This window comes from Candidatus Methylomicrobium oryzae (assembly GCF_016745425.1).
Classification (GTDB): domain Bacteria; phylum Pseudomonadota; class Gammaproteobacteria; order Methylococcales; family Methylomonadaceae; genus Methylomicrobium; species Methylomicrobium oryzae.
In genome coordinates this window covers 16984-30662 of record NZ_JAERVK010000006.1, presented here as the reverse complement: position 1 = coordinate 30662, position 13679 = coordinate 16984, and the positions used below count along the sequence as shown (strand labels likewise).

At 48.9% G+C, this 13679-nt stretch carries 14 protein-coding genes and 3 tRNA genes; 4 read left to right on the top strand and 13 right to left on the bottom strand.

The window, feature by feature from the left end:
- Positions 1–10: 10 nt before the first annotated feature.
- The 8 genes from JJL52_RS08080 to csrA all read right to left on the bottom strand — a co-directional run bounded on the left by JJL52_RS08080 (position 11) and on the right by csrA (position 3333).
- Positions 11–397, bottom strand: coding sequence for a hypothetical protein (locus tag JJL52_RS08080; protein ID WP_202051898.1), 387 nt, complete (start codon positions 395–397; stop codon positions 11–13).
- 196 nt (positions 398–593) lie between these two features.
- Entirely contained in the window at positions 594–1028 is a 435-nt protein-coding gene (locus JJL52_RS08075; RefSeq protein WP_202051897.1) for a hypothetical protein, read from the bottom strand.
- Between the two features lie 214 nt (positions 1029–1242).
- On the bottom strand, positions 1243–1773 hold the full coding sequence (locus JJL52_RS08070; RefSeq protein WP_202051896.1) for a hypothetical protein: 531 nt from the start codon (positions 1771–1773) through the stop codon (positions 1243–1245).
- A gap of 611 nt (positions 1774–2384) precedes the next feature.
- On the bottom strand, positions 2385–2594 hold the full coding sequence (locus tag JJL52_RS08065; protein WP_202051895.1) for a hypothetical protein: 210 nt from the start codon (positions 2592–2594) through the stop codon (positions 2385–2387).
- Between the two features lie 177 nt (positions 2595–2771).
- Positions 2772–2847: transfer RNA gene (locus JJL52_RS08060), tRNA-Asn, on the bottom strand.
- A gap of 24 nt (positions 2848–2871) precedes the next feature.
- A tRNA-Arg gene (locus JJL52_RS08055) sits at positions 2872–2948 on the bottom strand.
- An 85-nt stretch (positions 2949–3033) separates the two neighbouring features.
- Positions 3034–3126, bottom strand: a tRNA-Ser gene (locus JJL52_RS08050).
- Between the two features lie 9 nt (positions 3127–3135).
- Positions 3136–3333: a carbon storage regulator CsrA gene (csrA, locus tag JJL52_RS08045; protein WP_202051894.1), complete on the bottom strand. Its 198-nt coding sequence runs from the start codon at positions 3331–3333 to the stop codon at positions 3136–3138.
- 331 nt (positions 3334–3664) lie between these two features.
- Here csrA and ettA point away from each other — a divergent pair, with 331 nt between their 5' ends.
- A complete protein-coding gene (gene ettA / locus JJL52_RS08040; protein WP_202051893.1) occupies positions 3665–5332 on the top strand; it encodes an energy-dependent translational throttle protein EttA in 1668 nt (555 codons plus the stop codon).
- Positions 5333–5740: 408 nt separating this feature from the next.
- On the opposite strand, the gene JJL52_RS08035 is transcribed toward ettA, so the two are convergent.
- The 5 genes from JJL52_RS08035 to JJL52_RS08015 form a co-directional block, all read right to left on the bottom strand.
- Entirely contained in the window at positions 5741–6154 is a 414-nt protein-coding gene (locus tag JJL52_RS08035; protein ID WP_202051892.1) for a type IV pilin protein, read from the bottom strand.
- 118 nt (positions 6155–6272) lie between these two features.
- Positions 6273–8582 (bottom strand): PilV family protein, encoded by a 2310-nt coding sequence (locus JJL52_RS08030; protein ID WP_202051891.1) that lies wholly within the window; start codon positions 8580–8582, stop codon positions 6273–6275.
- A gap of 29 nt (positions 8583–8611) precedes the next feature.
- Positions 8612–9877 (bottom strand): hypothetical protein, encoded by a 1266-nt coding sequence (locus JJL52_RS08025; RefSeq protein WP_202051890.1) that lies wholly within the window; start codon positions 9875–9877, stop codon positions 8612–8614.
- A gap of 2 nt (positions 9878–9879) precedes the next feature.
- Entirely contained in the window at positions 9880–10581 is a 702-nt protein-coding gene (locus JJL52_RS08020; RefSeq protein WP_202051889.1) for a prepilin-type N-terminal cleavage/methylation domain-containing protein, read from the bottom strand.
- 19 nt (positions 10582–10600) lie between these two features.
- The gene (locus tag JJL52_RS08015; protein ID WP_202051888.1) at positions 10601–11098 is read right to left on the bottom strand and encodes a GspH/FimT family pseudopilin; all 498 of its coding nucleotides are present in this window, start codon (positions 11096–11098) and stop codon (positions 10601–10603) included.
- Between the two features lie 363 nt (positions 11099–11461).
- Between JJL52_RS08015 and JJL52_RS08010 the strand changes: the two genes are divergently transcribed.
- From JJL52_RS08010 to JJL52_RS08000, 3 genes are all read left to right on the top strand, one after another.
- Positions 11462–11968, top strand: coding sequence for a YchJ family protein (locus JJL52_RS08010; RefSeq protein WP_336885048.1), 507 nt, complete (start codon positions 11462–11464; stop codon positions 11966–11968).
- 245 nt (positions 11969–12213) lie between these two features.
- Complete coding sequence (gene proC, locus JJL52_RS08005; RefSeq protein WP_202051887.1) at positions 12214–13041, top strand: pyrroline-5-carboxylate reductase; 828 nt, start codon at positions 12214–12216, stop codon at positions 13039–13041.
- Positions 13041–13619, top strand: a complete 579-nt coding sequence (locus JJL52_RS08000) for a YggT family protein (protein ID WP_202051886.1) — start codon at positions 13041–13043, stop codon at positions 13617–13619. Before proC ends, JJL52_RS08000 begins: the two co-directional genes overlap by 1 nt.
- Positions 13620–13679: the final 60 nt, after the last annotated feature.

Below are 13679 nucleotides of genomic sequence, written 5' to 3'. Positions count from 1 at the left end.
GTAAGAATCTTTAAAAATCTCTTTGCAATACAGGCAGAATTTCAATTTCAAAGTTAGGAAATAAAACATCTAAAGAGTTAAGATCGTGATTTGGAATACTTAACCACTTCCTTAGCAACTCAAAATATGACTTTGCAATTTCAAACGCTTTGTCGAGGCTAGGAACCTTGTCGTCATTAGGATTTACACTTCTATGCGCAGCGTAATTGTTACGAAAATCTACAATTTCTTTCCAATATTTTCCCCAATCATCACCTGTAAGACCTGCTGCAGAACGTATTTCTAGCTCAATTGTTGACATATCATAATCAGATATTTTTTTCCAGTGAGACTCGTTGTTATCAGCACCAAAAACAATACACCAATCGGTGATTGCTTTGTAATAATATGTATTCATAGAATATACCCAAAAATCATTATTTCTCTGAATTCTCTGCCGATCCTGTTTAATGGTTCGATAATATGCAAGTGATTTTGTAAAGTCCAAAAGAATGTTTATTTGTAAATTTACGATATCTTGATTCAACTCGGAATTTTTCGTTGTTATCATTGCCTTTTTTATTTTGTGTGAAACAGCGTGCAATATTAATAAATCATTTCATTAATTCTTCAGCTGCTTGCATAAAAGCGTTTTGAAATTGTTCTTCCGTCATTATTCCTGGTGGTTTCTCAATAGTAAGTCTATACCAACAATACATTGGAATTGCCCCACCTGCTTCATGAGCTGGGCCACTTGCTATTTTTAATATATTCAATAATTCATTTCTATCTTGCCCTAATATCTTTCTATGATCTTCAATTGATTCAATAATATCTTTTATAATAAGTCCTTTTTTCTGAAGTTTAATTACAGTTCCAATTATGGTAACAATATCCCCTTCAGGTGTACCAATTAGTTGCATATTACTTAATTCTTTTACTTTTAACCTGTATTCCATATCGTCAAAACCAACGTCTCTCATCCTCTGTTCTAACAACTCCCTAATTAATTCAATTTTTCTCTTCCCGCCAAATACAAAATCAAACATAAAATAACTCCGAATTAATAATAATAAATTCTCAAGCATAGATTACAACAAACATACTAACATATTGCTGTCTCTTGTTTAGCATTCTGACTGCTGATTCTGTAAGCCTAAGAAAAAGAAAACCTAAAATTACTTTGGTCGTGGTGGAGGCGGCGGCGGGGGTTTTGGTGCATCGCGCTTTTTATCGTAAGCCATTTACTTAGTCTCCATTAGGCTATGTAGTTGTAGTGGTTATACGTCGATTTAACTCGGCCTGGCAGGTTTCTCTTAACCCATCTGTTAAAAAAGAATCAATTCTAAGTCTACGATATTCCTCACTGTATCGCTTCCGAAATTCTTCAAACGTCTTCTTAAACTCGTCAATTGGAAATTCAGGTTCAATCTGAATAAGTGAGCGGAATGTCTCTAGATCAAGACGCAGTGATGAAAATGCTTTCATATTATCGCTATGATCACGCAGTCTATATTGAACTGCCATTTCTTTATGGCATATGGCAAATAGCGCGGCTATTCCAGAAAGTACCGGCCAGAGCCATGTAATATTTAAATTGTTGTTGGTTGAAAAGTAGGCAACAAGGCCAGCGACTGCTGAACTACTGGCAGTCAGAGCAACAATCAGTTTTGTGAGATCATCAAAGCGTTGCCAGCGAGTGAGAAGCGCATCAGAAAGGATTTCTTGGTAGTATGATTGGTAATAAGTTTCATATACAGCGATCCATAGCTGATCTCTCGGATCTACAGGCATACTATCTCTCCACAGTCTTCTATGTTTTCACTTGAAAGGATACTAAAATTTTGTAATGCCTAACAAGTTATTATCCAGGACGGGCTAACATACGTCCTTTTCCACTTTACTATCAAGAATGAGCTTGAGTACTAAATTTTCCGAACGGAATAACCTACATTTTATGCATGAAAAAGATCGGGATAATTCCAAAGCCAAATTTTGAGTGGCCGAAATATTGCCCTGAAACGCCATTAAAAAAACAATATCAATAGACCGGTTAGGGTCGAAGCAGCTAGTGGACTTTTTCAACACAATCAGGAGACAAACAGCCATTCAGTCCAACTATATCTCTCTATAGTGAATGCCTACTCCTGGGCCGATATTGCCCATGTCCAAAGTCGGTCACTAGTGCCCGCTTTGTAGTAGGTTGTATTAGGAAAGCTGGCCAATTTATATAATTTTAGACAGCGGCATTGAGAAAGAACGCTCAGTCATGATTTTATGTCTTTCCCATACACGTTCGCAATCGTTCGAATAAACCATACTGGGCGACTGAAAAATGATCAGGACGGCCATGATGGGCGTCGTCGGGAATGGCGCAATATCAATAATGAACAAACCGAGCAAACTCAGAAAACACTAAAGTCTGGTTTGCTTTTCACCAAGTCTTTCTTGAAAATGAGGCTGGTTGTCATATAAATCACAGGCCAAGTTGAAGAACCGGCGGTCGCACCATGATAATGTACATGCCTATCAAGCAACCAGGGGAGACAGGCCCAAAAACCGATGAGGGCAAAGAGAGAGAAAACTAAAAGGCATTTCAATTGCGCTGCATTCATCGTTTAGAGCTTAAATGATAAATTGAGCAGGCGCGTGCAGTATAAAACGGTTTGTCTAGAACTGAACTATCCTTAATTTGTTGGGATTTGTTGAGAGTTTTTATCTTAAATTGTCCCGCTATTGTCCCTCAAGCATAAAAAAAGGGCTTAGGTTTTAGCCTAAGCCCTTGATTTATTTGGCTCCCCCGGACGGGCTCGAACCGCCGACCCGGTGATTAACAGTCACCTGCTCTACCGACTGAGCTACAGGGGAATGAATGTCGATAAAATTGCTAATTGGCGCGCCCGGAGAGATTCGAACTCCCGACCGCTCGGTTCGTAGCCGAGTACTCTATCCAGCTGAGCTACGGGCGCCTAATTGATCCGCTTATTATCCCTGGTTTTTATCTCTTTGTCAACAATCCCTTTTAATTTATTTTTTTATGAGTAGTTTAAAACGTGGCGGAGAGAGAGGGATTCGAACCCTCGATGGGCTTTATAGGCCCATACTCCCTTAGCAGGGGAGCGCCTTCAGCCTCTCGGCCATCCCTCCAGATCAGTTTTAATTTGAGCTGTCTGTATCAGTAGATTCAGCTTGCTCTTTTTTGATGCGTTCGTAGATTTCTTCCCTGTGAACAGAGACTTCTTTCGGCGCATTAACTCCGATGCGTACTTGATTGCCTTTGACTCCAAGCACTGTGACGGTTACGTCATCACCTATCATTAATGTCTCACCTACCCGACGAGTCAAGATAAGCATAGCCTCTCTCCCTAATCACATTGAAAACTCACTGTTCTTCACAGCATCCAACTCATAAGCGAAAATTATAACATCAATTTTTAATAATTGAAAATCTAATCGGACATCTTTTCATTGTGGCGGGTTTTTTGCATACAATCTTCCCCGCACTTTTTTCGGTTTACTTTTTTACGTTTTTTCTTAAGACCTTGAAAAAACGAAAGTATCCCAATAGTATGTATTTGGGAGATAGGCAATGCTTTAGCGGGCTGCCGGGTTACCTCTCTGCAAGAAACATGGGATAATTCGCCCTCATCGAACCCCTTTTCCTCACTTGCACTTTAATAACAAAATGGCGCAATACATCTATTCAATGAATCGGGTCGGAAAAATCGTTCCGCCCAAGAAATATATCCTGAAGGACATCTCGCTATCATTCTTTCCCGGCGCGAAGATCGGCGTTTTGGGTTTGAACGGTTCCGGTAAATCGACGTTGTTAAAAATCATGGCCGGCATCGACAAGGAAATCGAAGGCGAAGCGGTTCCCCAAAAGGGCATTTATATCGGTTATCTTCCGCAGGAACCGCAACTGGACCCGAACAAGAGTGTGCGGGGCAACGTCGAAGAAGCGGTCGCGGACATCAAAGCCGTTCTGGACCGCTTCAATGAAGTGAACAATGCGTTTGCGGATCCGGATGCGGATTTCGATGCCTTGCTGGCCGAACAGGCCGAGCTGCAGGAAAAAATCGAGGCGGCCGGCGCGTGGGAACTGGAGAGAAAGCTCGAAATCGCCGCGGATGCGTTGCGCTTGCCGGATTGGGATGCCGATGTGACGAAATTGTCGGGCGGTGAAAAACGCCGGGTTGCGCTTTGCCGATTGCTGCTTTCGAATCCGGATATGCTGCTGCTGGACGAGCCGACCAACCACCTGGACGCCGAATCGGTCGCTTGGCTGGAGCGTTTCCTGCACGATTATCCGGGCACCGTCGTGGCGGTGACGCACGACCGCTACTTCCTGGACAATGTCGCCGGCTGGATTCTGGAGCTCGACCGCGGCGCGGGCATTCCGTGGGAAGGCAATTATTCGAGCTGGCTGGAGCAGAAGGAAAAACGCCTGGAGCAGGAAGAAAGGCAGGAAACTTCTCGCCAGAAAGCCATGAAGGCCGAATTGGAATGGGTGCGCTCGAATCCGAAAGGGCGCCATGCGAAAAGCAAGGCCCGCCTTGCGCGTTTCGAAGAATTGTCGTCGGTTGAGGTGCAAAAGCGTAACGAGACCCAGGAAATCTATATTCCGCCTGGACCTCGTCTCGGCGATGTAGTGATTCATGCCGACAATATCGGCAAAGGGTTCGGCGACCGGTTGTTGATCAGCGATTTGAGCTTCAAACTGCCTCCCGGCGGCATTGTCGGCATCATCGGCCCGAACGGGGCCGGTAAAACGACTTTGTTTAGAATGATGGCGGGGCTGGAAAAGCCGGATTCGGGGACTTTGACGATCGGCCAGACCGTGCAGTTGTCGTATGTCGATCAGCTGCGCGACGACATGAATCCGAACAATACGGTCTTCGAAGAAATCTCGGACGGGCTCGACGTTATCACCGTCGGCAAATACGAAACGCCGTCGCGCGCGTATGTGGGGCGTTTCAATTTTAAAGGCGCGGATCAGCAGAAACGGATAGGGGACTTGTCCGGCGGCGAGCGCAACCGGGTTCACTTGGCTAAACTGTTGAAAAGCGGCGGCAACGTGTTGCTGCTGGACGAGCCGACCAACGATTTGGACGTCGAAACGCTGCGTGCGCTCGAAGAAGCTTTACTGGCTTTCCCCGGCTGTGCGGTGGTCATCTCGCACGACCGCTGGTTTCTGGACCGGATCGCGACGCATATTCTGGCGTTCGAAGGTGACAGCCAGGTGGTCTGGTTCGAAGGCAACTATCAGGACTACGAAGCCGACCGGCACCGCCGCTTGGGCAGCGACGCGGACAATCCGCACCGGATCAAATACAAGAAGTTGAGCCAGTGAGCGCTTTGTAATAGCTGAAGCTTGATTCTGCATGGTTCCCAAGCCTGAATACGGAGTTTTACAGGACGGGTGTATAACGATGAACGCCCAGCTTGGGAACCGGCTGAAAAGCCAGGCGTTTCGAGCTGCCGGCGCAGCTCAGGCGGTATTCCCATATTTATGCCCTTTGGGTACGTGGAGCGTGGGAATGATGATAAATAGTCATTTTTTCGGAGAGGCCGCTTTTTGTGATAGTGTAAAAATTGCAGCGGATTATTAAATCCGCTGCAGATAGCGAGTTTCTTAATTTCGAATGGAGAAACGCTCAAAAAGCGGAATAAAAATTTTATGCCTATCTGATCCCCATACAAACCGGATGAGGCAAGCCGTTTCATCCGCATGATTCGGAAGAACGTTATTATATGATTGTTATTTACCCCAGCAGTTGGAAACCGATTCGCTGCCAGTAACGGTTTTGACTCCTGCCTGATTGATGCCGAGCGTGCCGCAGTTGGCATCGGTAAATTTAGGCGTTGCGGTAACCGTGTAAGTGGTTGCTGTTGAATCTGCGGCAGTTACCGCTAGAGTGTAATGTTTATCGGGAGAATCACTGTCCGTTATACCTAGGTCGGAGAGAGCGGCGGCATAGGAGGTATGGTTCGCCCGATATTTTTCCTGCGTCAGTTGCAGGCTTAACAAGCCAGCCTTGCCATCTGCGCGTTTGGCGCGTTTCGCATATTCGGTATATGAAGGATAGGCTATTGCGGACAGAATGCCGATTACCGCAACAGCTGTCATCAACTCAATTAGAGTGAATCCTGAAGACTGCTTAAGAAAGCACATAGAATTACCTATAGAATTTGGCTAATTGGTTATTGTAACAGCCTGATTTCGATTGATCCGGGAAATCAGCCGCGACGGTAAAGGAAGGTTTGCCGATTAGGCAAGCCTTCCTATTGGCTTAGTTTGTCGTCAACAGCGATGGGCCGATAATGGATACACTGCTGTTTGTGCAGGAAACCGTTACCGGATTGGTACTTCCTGCGCTAACAACAACCTTGCTGCCGCCGATAGTCACCGTGCCGGCATTTCCAACAGTTCCCGCAGCACACGAGTAGCTGTAATTGCCGGAAGCATTGGTAATCGGACAATTACTTGGAGACGTTGCAGTCGGCGAAGAAGTCACTTTGACTGCGTTATGCGTGACTGCTTTGCCTCCCACGCCCTGAGCGATATTGCCTATTACGGTAACGGAGCAGGAAGCCTGGATGTCCGTACTGAAACTGGGCCCTGTTATCGCCGTTACGCCTACGAGCGTTACGGTGGCGCTTGACGGTTGCACATTGCCGCCCGTTGCATTAATGATTACGTCGCCAGGCGATGAGGTGATCGTACAGGTATAAGTATAATTGTTGTTATTGCTGCAACTACCGTTAGTCAAAGTGAAAACCACGGAGTTTGCTTGAGCGCCCGTTACTGCGCCGGTAATCGTGTAGTTAGTGGATGTCGGTGTTGCCGCAATGAAGTTCGGCCCAGCTACCGAAACGGCATTCGCGAGGCTGACTGTATTGGTACTGCCTGTAGCCAGCGTGACATTTCCGCCGCTTGCGTTAATAGTCACTGTGGTTGGCGTTGTTGTAATCACGCAATCATAGCCATAGGTACCGTCATTGCCATTCGGAGTTGTGCTGCAGCTTCCGTTTGATAAGGTAAGGGTTACTGAATTTGCTTGATTGCCGGATATCGTGCCTGTAATGTGATACTGGGTTGGCGTAATGTTAGCATCATCGGCGACCAGGGTTGGGCCTGCCATAGTCGGCTGGGACGTGGAGACATTCAGGACAGTGGAATCGGGTGTAACATTGCCATCGGTTGCGGTAATGGTGACCGAGGTGGTTGTATTCACGACCGTAATTGTGCATTGGTAAGTATAGGCTCCGTTATTGGAAGTAATCGTACAGCCATTACCGTTGACGAATACCTGCACCAGATTCGCCTCATTGCCGGATATGGTGCCGTTAATCGTATAGGTTATAATCGAACCGCAGCTAGATACATTTTCGGCGAGCGACATGTTGCTGTCATTGGGGCCTAAAACCCGCTTAACGGAGGAGCTGGGTACGCTCAAACCGCTGTAATTTTGAAACAGATTGCAGTCGTTGCTGTTTCCGTTTTGATCCACAACCAAAAAATCCTGACAGGCAAAGGATTGGTTGATGCCTTCCGATCCCACCACATTATTACTTGCATTCAGCCGCTGGGTAGAGTAGAAGCGGGCGGTTGTGGTGGCCGTTTCTATGCCCGTCCCGGCAATATCTTCGGCGAAACAGACTTTCTTGTTATGTAAAGCGCCTTTACTGGTTTCAATTAAGCCCACTTTACCATACCATCCGCCTGAAACCGCTTCATAGGAAACGGAATCATCTTGGGCGACACAGCCGCTTCCTTGATTGGTGCAGTCGCCGCCAAAATAACAGATATAGTCGGATTGGCCTTGCGTAACAGGAAATACGCAATAGGCCAAGTCAGAGAAAGTCACAGGAAAATCGGTAAGCGGTTGTATTGATACCGTGGCGTTTTTTCCTTTTCCAGCCGTGCCTTGCCAGACCTGGCCTTTGATGGTGTGGATGACTCCCCCGTTGAACTGGATCAGGGCCTTGCCGGTATCATCCAATAGGTAAATATGGCCGCTGTTGTCTTTATATTGAATCAGCCCGCTGCCGTCGTTTAAGGTCGTTTCTCCTTCGATTTTTTCAAGGTCGAATTGCTGGCCAGGGGTGGCCGAGGAGTTATTATTAGGACTGGGGGCTTTGGCGGAAAGGCCGTTGCCATCGGTCGCAAAATCGACGGCTTTTCCAGGATCGGCCCAAACCACTTGACTGGTCATATTGACTGTCTCGTCAGCACCGGCCTCACCCCAGGTTACTTGTACACTGATATTTTTTCGGTCAGGGCTGGAGGCGTTCGTAATGATCCAGCTTCTGGCAAAGGTGGCGTTCGTTCCATCGATAGAATCCGAACCAGCCGGTTCACCGATTGCAAGATCAGTGTCAAAAGCCGATTTACTGATATTGTTGCGAAATGTTTCCAGTGTGGCTTCTGCAAGCTTGACGGCTTCCGAACGGGCTTTGCTTTCCCCGCTGCTACGCATCAATCCACCCTGCAAAGTTCCCAATGCCATCAACCCGACGGCAACTGTGACGGCGGCAATCAAAACCTCGATTAAACCAACGCCGCGCTGCGCTTTGATTTTATGTGTGTACTTAGTCATATAAGCTACCAGATGAATTGCCTGAAACCTTACCAGTCGCGCCACGAGCCGCTGATAACCGTTGTTGTGCCGATGATCGGATTGGCCGCTCTATCCAGGGTATAGGGGGTGTAGATCAAATCGACGCCGCCATGGCCGACTACGGGATCTTCGCCTGCCGGAACCATACTGGGGTCGCCTTCGACGATGACCGAACCGAGTACCTTAACTGTCCCTGCGGCATCCAGTTGGCCGGTGACATAAAGCAGTCCATTGACCACAGGGTTACCTTGTACCTCTAAATTACCGTTAATGATCATGACGACAGGATTGGCTGGCGTGCCGTAGGTTCCTCCGTTCATGCTCGTGTTACCTTCGATCCAGACAACACCCGATTTGTCTTTTGCTGAGCCTATACTACCGGCGCTATATACTTGGTTCAGGCTTGTAGCGAGTCCTCTGATCGTCGCTCGATCGCCGTAAAAGAAGTTGTTGAAGAACTGGTCGCCGGTGAGCGAACTCAGGCGAGGGTCGCTTGCTATCGTGTCTACGCCGTTACCTTTATTGCGATCGGAGATGGGTTCTGATGTGTAGTCATTAGTGGTGTCGTCGTCTTCCAGTTCGGCTTGGGTGAAGTCGCTTTCGCTGGTGCCGATAGGCCGTATGTAAGTCGAAGCGCTGGCGGACTCGCCGATGTTCACCGCATTTCCCGACCATGCCGTCGTGTTATAGAATCGGTTAATGATCTGGTAATTTCCCGTTAGGCCGACTCCGCCCCGCGAAATTAATGACTGTTTGGGACCGTTGCCGCCGAATATGTCGATGGTACCCACGCATTGCGATAGGGTCCTGACCGCCAGTCCGTCATCGCTGCGGCCTACGGCTGTTATCAGGCCGCCTTTCATGTTGGGTGTCGCGCCGGCGGCGACACAGCGTGTTCCGGCAGCATTATTGAAGGTCAGGCTGGCGGTGGTCGTTTGCGTCCCGTCGGCCGAGGGATAGGTCTGATCGGGGATAATATCAACGATGCTGTCGTTGCCCGCAGCGCCGGTAGCATTGATTTTTTGATCGAAGCCGCCGTTATCAAAATAACCGACCCCAAAATCCATCGCGGCGTTGGCGGCAGCCACGGCTTGCGCCATGCGGTAGTTATCCGCCGATATCTGGGTCTCCACCAGTACGGTTTTCGAAGCGAGCAACGTTACCAACGTGATGCAGATCAATAAAATCAGCGCCGTCAATAATGTGGCTGCGCCTCGTTGCCTTAAGGAAATGCTGGAATTCATCATGATATTTTCGCCGCCCTGGATTTGCATCTTTAACTTTGCGTAAAAATACGGTCGTTTCTTATTTTTACGCGATCGCTGAGGGTTTTGGTGACCGTAGCGTCATTCTTGGCGCGTCCGGTCATCGTAATGGAAATTTCGCGAGTTTCGATCACGCGGTCATCAGTCGCCAGATTGCCAGCGGCTGCGGCATCAGCGCACGGAGTGTCATAACTTGCATCTGCTGCGTCTAACCGTTTTCTTAGGCATTTAAAGGACTGGGCCAGTGTCAAGCCGGTAATCTCAACCTGTTCTCTGCCCTCACTGATATTGAGGGAATTCCAACCGCCGGCCTCACAAGCTATATTGGAAGACCTCATCTGAATATTTCCAGCATTAAGTCTGAAACCATAATATTCATCCGGATCAACGGTTCCATCCTCATCTGCATCGTAGGTATACAAAACGCAACTGGCGGAAGGTATTTGTAGATCGGTCGTTCCCGAAACAGTAAACGGATTATCCCGGCTGTCAGCGTCCATATTTGCCCCTCCCCAATAGCCTGCTCGGCGTATATCATTAACCATCAGGGCCAGCGCGGAATCCATATCATGGTTTAAACGTGCCGACTTGGCTATGTCCGCACTGCCTTTGACCGATGTGATATAGATGGTGATAGCCGCAGCGATAATAATCAAACCGATCGATAGACTAATCATGATTTCAATCAGGCTAATACCGTGCTGTTTCGTCATTGTGATTCTCGTTATTGGTTTAACAGGCCGGATAACCCTGCAATCCGGTTGCGCCGGCAGGCGTACAGATCTTTACCCTTCCAACATCCGCAACCACGACCCTGGCCTGGTAATTGGCTGAGCTCAATGTTGTCCCCATGGCATTAGCCGTTCCCCGCCTAAAGGTAAAAGTTACGCTGTTATTGTTATCTAATGTAATGCCTTGAAATTGAGTGCCATCGACGGCTTTGATGGCGCAATCTCCGGGTGTTCCGCAGTTACATGCCGTATTGCCGTCGTCAATTCCGTAACACCAGGTTGCGGCGACCAGCGTTAATCTTAAATCCTTACTTTTTTTAATGGCTTCGGTTCTTGCAAATCGCATATCGGAAGCCAAAGACTCGGCTGCTTCTTTCAATCGATTTTTTTCGATCATGGCCCGATAGGAAGGAACCGCCAGCGCAGCTATAATTCCGACAATGGCGATGACGATCATTAGTTCGATAAGCGTAAAGCCGGCATTGAGCGTTTTCTTCATGAATGTTCACCTTATAGCTTTGCGGTCGAGTATAGTTCAGATGTGCCCACTAGTTAATGCTAATCAAAAGCAAAAATTCATTATTGAGTATTAAGTCGCATCAAGATTCAGCATCGCTATTAGCTTGAATTTTACGGCGGCGGTAACAGCTGGTCGACTTGCATCCCCATCGGTGCGGTACGGCCGCTTCAGCAGCGCAGAAAAAACAATTTCTTCCAGTGTTCAAGTCGCAGATGAAAAGGATCGGAAGTGTGAGTGTTAATAATTTTTTGGGGCCCTCTAAAAATACGCCATGCACGGTAAAATACAGCACCGCCAGCCAGCCCTGGAATAAGCCAGGGCCCGAATTTTAGTAGTTCTTTTTTGAGGAGAATTGGATTGATAGATAATTTAGCGCCTTGTTTGTGTGGATCTGGTCGCAGCTATGATGAATGCTGTGGGATTTACATTTGTGCAAAGGCAATGCCTTTCACCGCCGAAGCCTTGATGCGCTCGCGCTTTACCGCTTACGCACAGCGTAACGCCGATTACCTACGTGAGACCTGGGACAGCGACAAATGCCCGGACAGCATTGATTTTTCCCGCGAGACGGCGGTCTGGCAGCATCTTGAAATAGTCGATACCAAAAAGGGCGGACCTCAGGACGACAAGGGACTCGTCGAATTCAAAGCTTACTATCTGCAGGATGGGGAAGCCTGTGTTCTGCATGAGGTGAGCCGATTCGTCAAAAAGGAAGGCCGCTGGCTTTATCTGGACGGCGTGATCAAGTCGCTCGGCAAGATCGGCTCGACCGTCAATCTGGGCAAAAATGCGCCTTGCCCTTGCGGCAGCGGCAAAAAGTTCAAGCGATGCTGCGGTGCGGGGAAATAAGATTTTCCGGGGTCAAGGTGCCGGGCTTCCGGTTTGCTCCAATCATCAGTATGCCTATTTTTATTAGGCTGCTTTCATCCGGTCCGTATTGATTGAATGATGAGACGGCAAAAAGCCGTTGCCGGCAGTACCCGATCGACGCCGGCCGGCATTTTTTCCAAGGAATTCTCGCCATAACCTTGTGATTGATGTTCCAAACCTTATATAGGGTAAAATATTTCCGCAATCATCAAAGCAAGGTGAAAATGAAAACACAAAAAATTGGATTTATCGGCGGCGGCAATATGGCGACGAGCCTGATCAGCGGCCTGATCGCTTCCGGTCATGAGCCTTCCAGCATCCGGGTTTCCGACATCAATTCCGAGCAGCTCAAGTCGCTGGCGGAGCGCCTGAAAGTCAACGTGACGGCATCGAACGAAACGGCGGTCGACGAGGCGGATGTCGTCGTGCTGGCGGTGAAGCCGCAGATCATGCGCGATGTGGCGAGACAGATCGCGCCGGCGATTCAGCAGCGTAAACCGCTGGTCGTCTCGATTGCCGCCGGCATCGGCGAACGCAGCCTCAGCGCCTGGCTGGGGGCGGACATCGCGATCGTCCGCTGCATGCCGAATACGCCGGCGTTGGTACTGACCGGCGCCACGGCCCTGCATGCGAACGACAATGTCGGCGCCGAGCAGCGCAGCATGGCCGAAAACATTTTGCGTTCGGTCGGTATTGCGCTTTGGGTCAAGGATGAAAAAGAGCTGGATGCGGTAACGGCCGTATCGGGCAGCGGACCGGCTTATTACTTCCTGCTGATGGAAGCGATGGAGAAAGCGGCGGCGGAACTGGGACTGACCGAGGAAACGGCGCGCCTGCTGGTGCTGCAGACCGCATTGGGCGCGGCAAAAATTGCGCTGGAATCGAGCGAAACCCCTGAGTTGTTGCGCAAGCGCGTGACCTCGCCGGGCGGCACGACCCAGCGTGCGATCGAAACTTTTCAGCAAGGCGGTTTCGAGGAACTGGTTTCGAAAGCGCTCCATGCGGCACGCGACCGTTCGGTCGAAATGTCCAACCAACCGGAGTTCAATTAATGAATGCAAGTTATTTTACCGATCCGCTCGTTTTGGTTATCGAGGCGCTGTCCTCGCTTTACATTCTGGCGGTATTGATGCGTTTCCTGCTGCAGTGGTGCGGCGCCGATTTTTATAATCCGATTTCGCAGTTTCTGGTCAGGGCGACCCAGCCTCCGCTGCGTCTGATGCGCCGGTACATTCCGCCGATCGGCAAGATCGACACGTCTTCGTTGATTCTGATGCTGTTCCTGCAGATGCTGGCGAATTTTCTGATCGGCCTGCTGCAGGGTGCGACGCTCGGAATCGGAGCCCTGACTTTGATCGCGATCATGGAGCTGATCAATTTATTGTTCAATGTCTTTATCTTCTCGATCATCGCCCGTGCGTTATTGAGCTGGCTGAATCCGGGCCGGTTCGACGCGGCTTCGTCGATTCTTTACAGTCTGACCGAGCCCGTGCTCAATATTTTCAGAAGAATCATTCCCGATTTGGGCGGCATCGACCTGTCGCCGCTCGCCGCGTTACTGTTTCTGCAGGTCGCCCGGATGATTATCCTGCCGCCTTTGAGCCAGCTGGCTGCTCTGATCGCCTGGTAATAGCCCTCCCCCCTGCGGGAACATACGTGCCCGCAGGGAGAAACAAACCTCGACAGCCGT

Bases quoted from the DNA above. Each gene is read 5' to 3' on its own strand.
- JJL52_RS08035 (WP_202051892.1), bottom strand. From the start codon at position 6,154: ATGTGCTTTCTTAAGCAGTCTTCAGGATTCACTCTAATTGAGTTGATG.
- JJL52_RS08030 (WP_202051891.1), bottom strand. From the start codon at position 8,582: ATGACTAAGTACACACATAAAATCAAAGCGCAGCGCGGCGTTGGTTTA.
- JJL52_RS08065 (WP_202051895.1), bottom strand. From the start codon at position 2,594: ATGAATGCAGCGCAATTGAAATGCCTTTTAGTTTTCTCTCTCTTTGCC.
- JJL52_RS08025 (WP_202051890.1), bottom strand. From the start codon at position 9,877: ATGCAAATCCAGGGCGGCGAAAATATCATGATGAATTCCAGCATTTCC.
- JJL52_RS08070 (WP_202051896.1), bottom strand. From the start codon at position 1,773: ATGCCTGTAGATCCGAGAGATCAGCTATGGATCGCTGTATATGAAACT.
- proC (WP_202051887.1), top strand. From the start codon at position 12,214: ATGAAAACACAAAAAATTGGATTTATCGGCGGCGGCAATATGGCGACG.
- JJL52_RS08015 (WP_202051888.1), bottom strand. From the start codon at position 11,098: ATGAAGAAAACGCTCAATGCCGGCTTTACGCTTATCGAACTAATGATC.
- csrA (WP_202051894.1), bottom strand. From the start codon at position 3,333: ATGCTTATCTTGACTCGTCGGGTAGGTGAGACATTAATGATAGGTGAT.
- JJL52_RS08075 (WP_202051897.1), bottom strand. From the start codon at position 1,028: ATGTTTGATTTTGTATTTGGCGGGAAGAGAAAAATTGAATTAATTAGG.
- JJL52_RS08020 (WP_202051889.1), bottom strand. From the start codon at position 10,581: ATGACGAAACAGCACGGTATTAGCCTGATTGAAATCATGATTAGTCTA.
- JJL52_RS08000 (WP_202051886.1), top strand. From the start codon at position 13,041: ATGAATGCAAGTTATTTTACCGATCCGCTCGTTTTGGTTATCGAGGCG.
- JJL52_RS08080 (WP_202051898.1), bottom strand. From the start codon at position 397: ATGAATACATATTATTACAAAGCAATCACCGATTGGTGTATTGTTTTT.
- ettA (WP_202051893.1), top strand. From the start codon at position 3,665: ATGGCGCAATACATCTATTCAATGAATCGGGTCGGAAAAATCGTTCCG.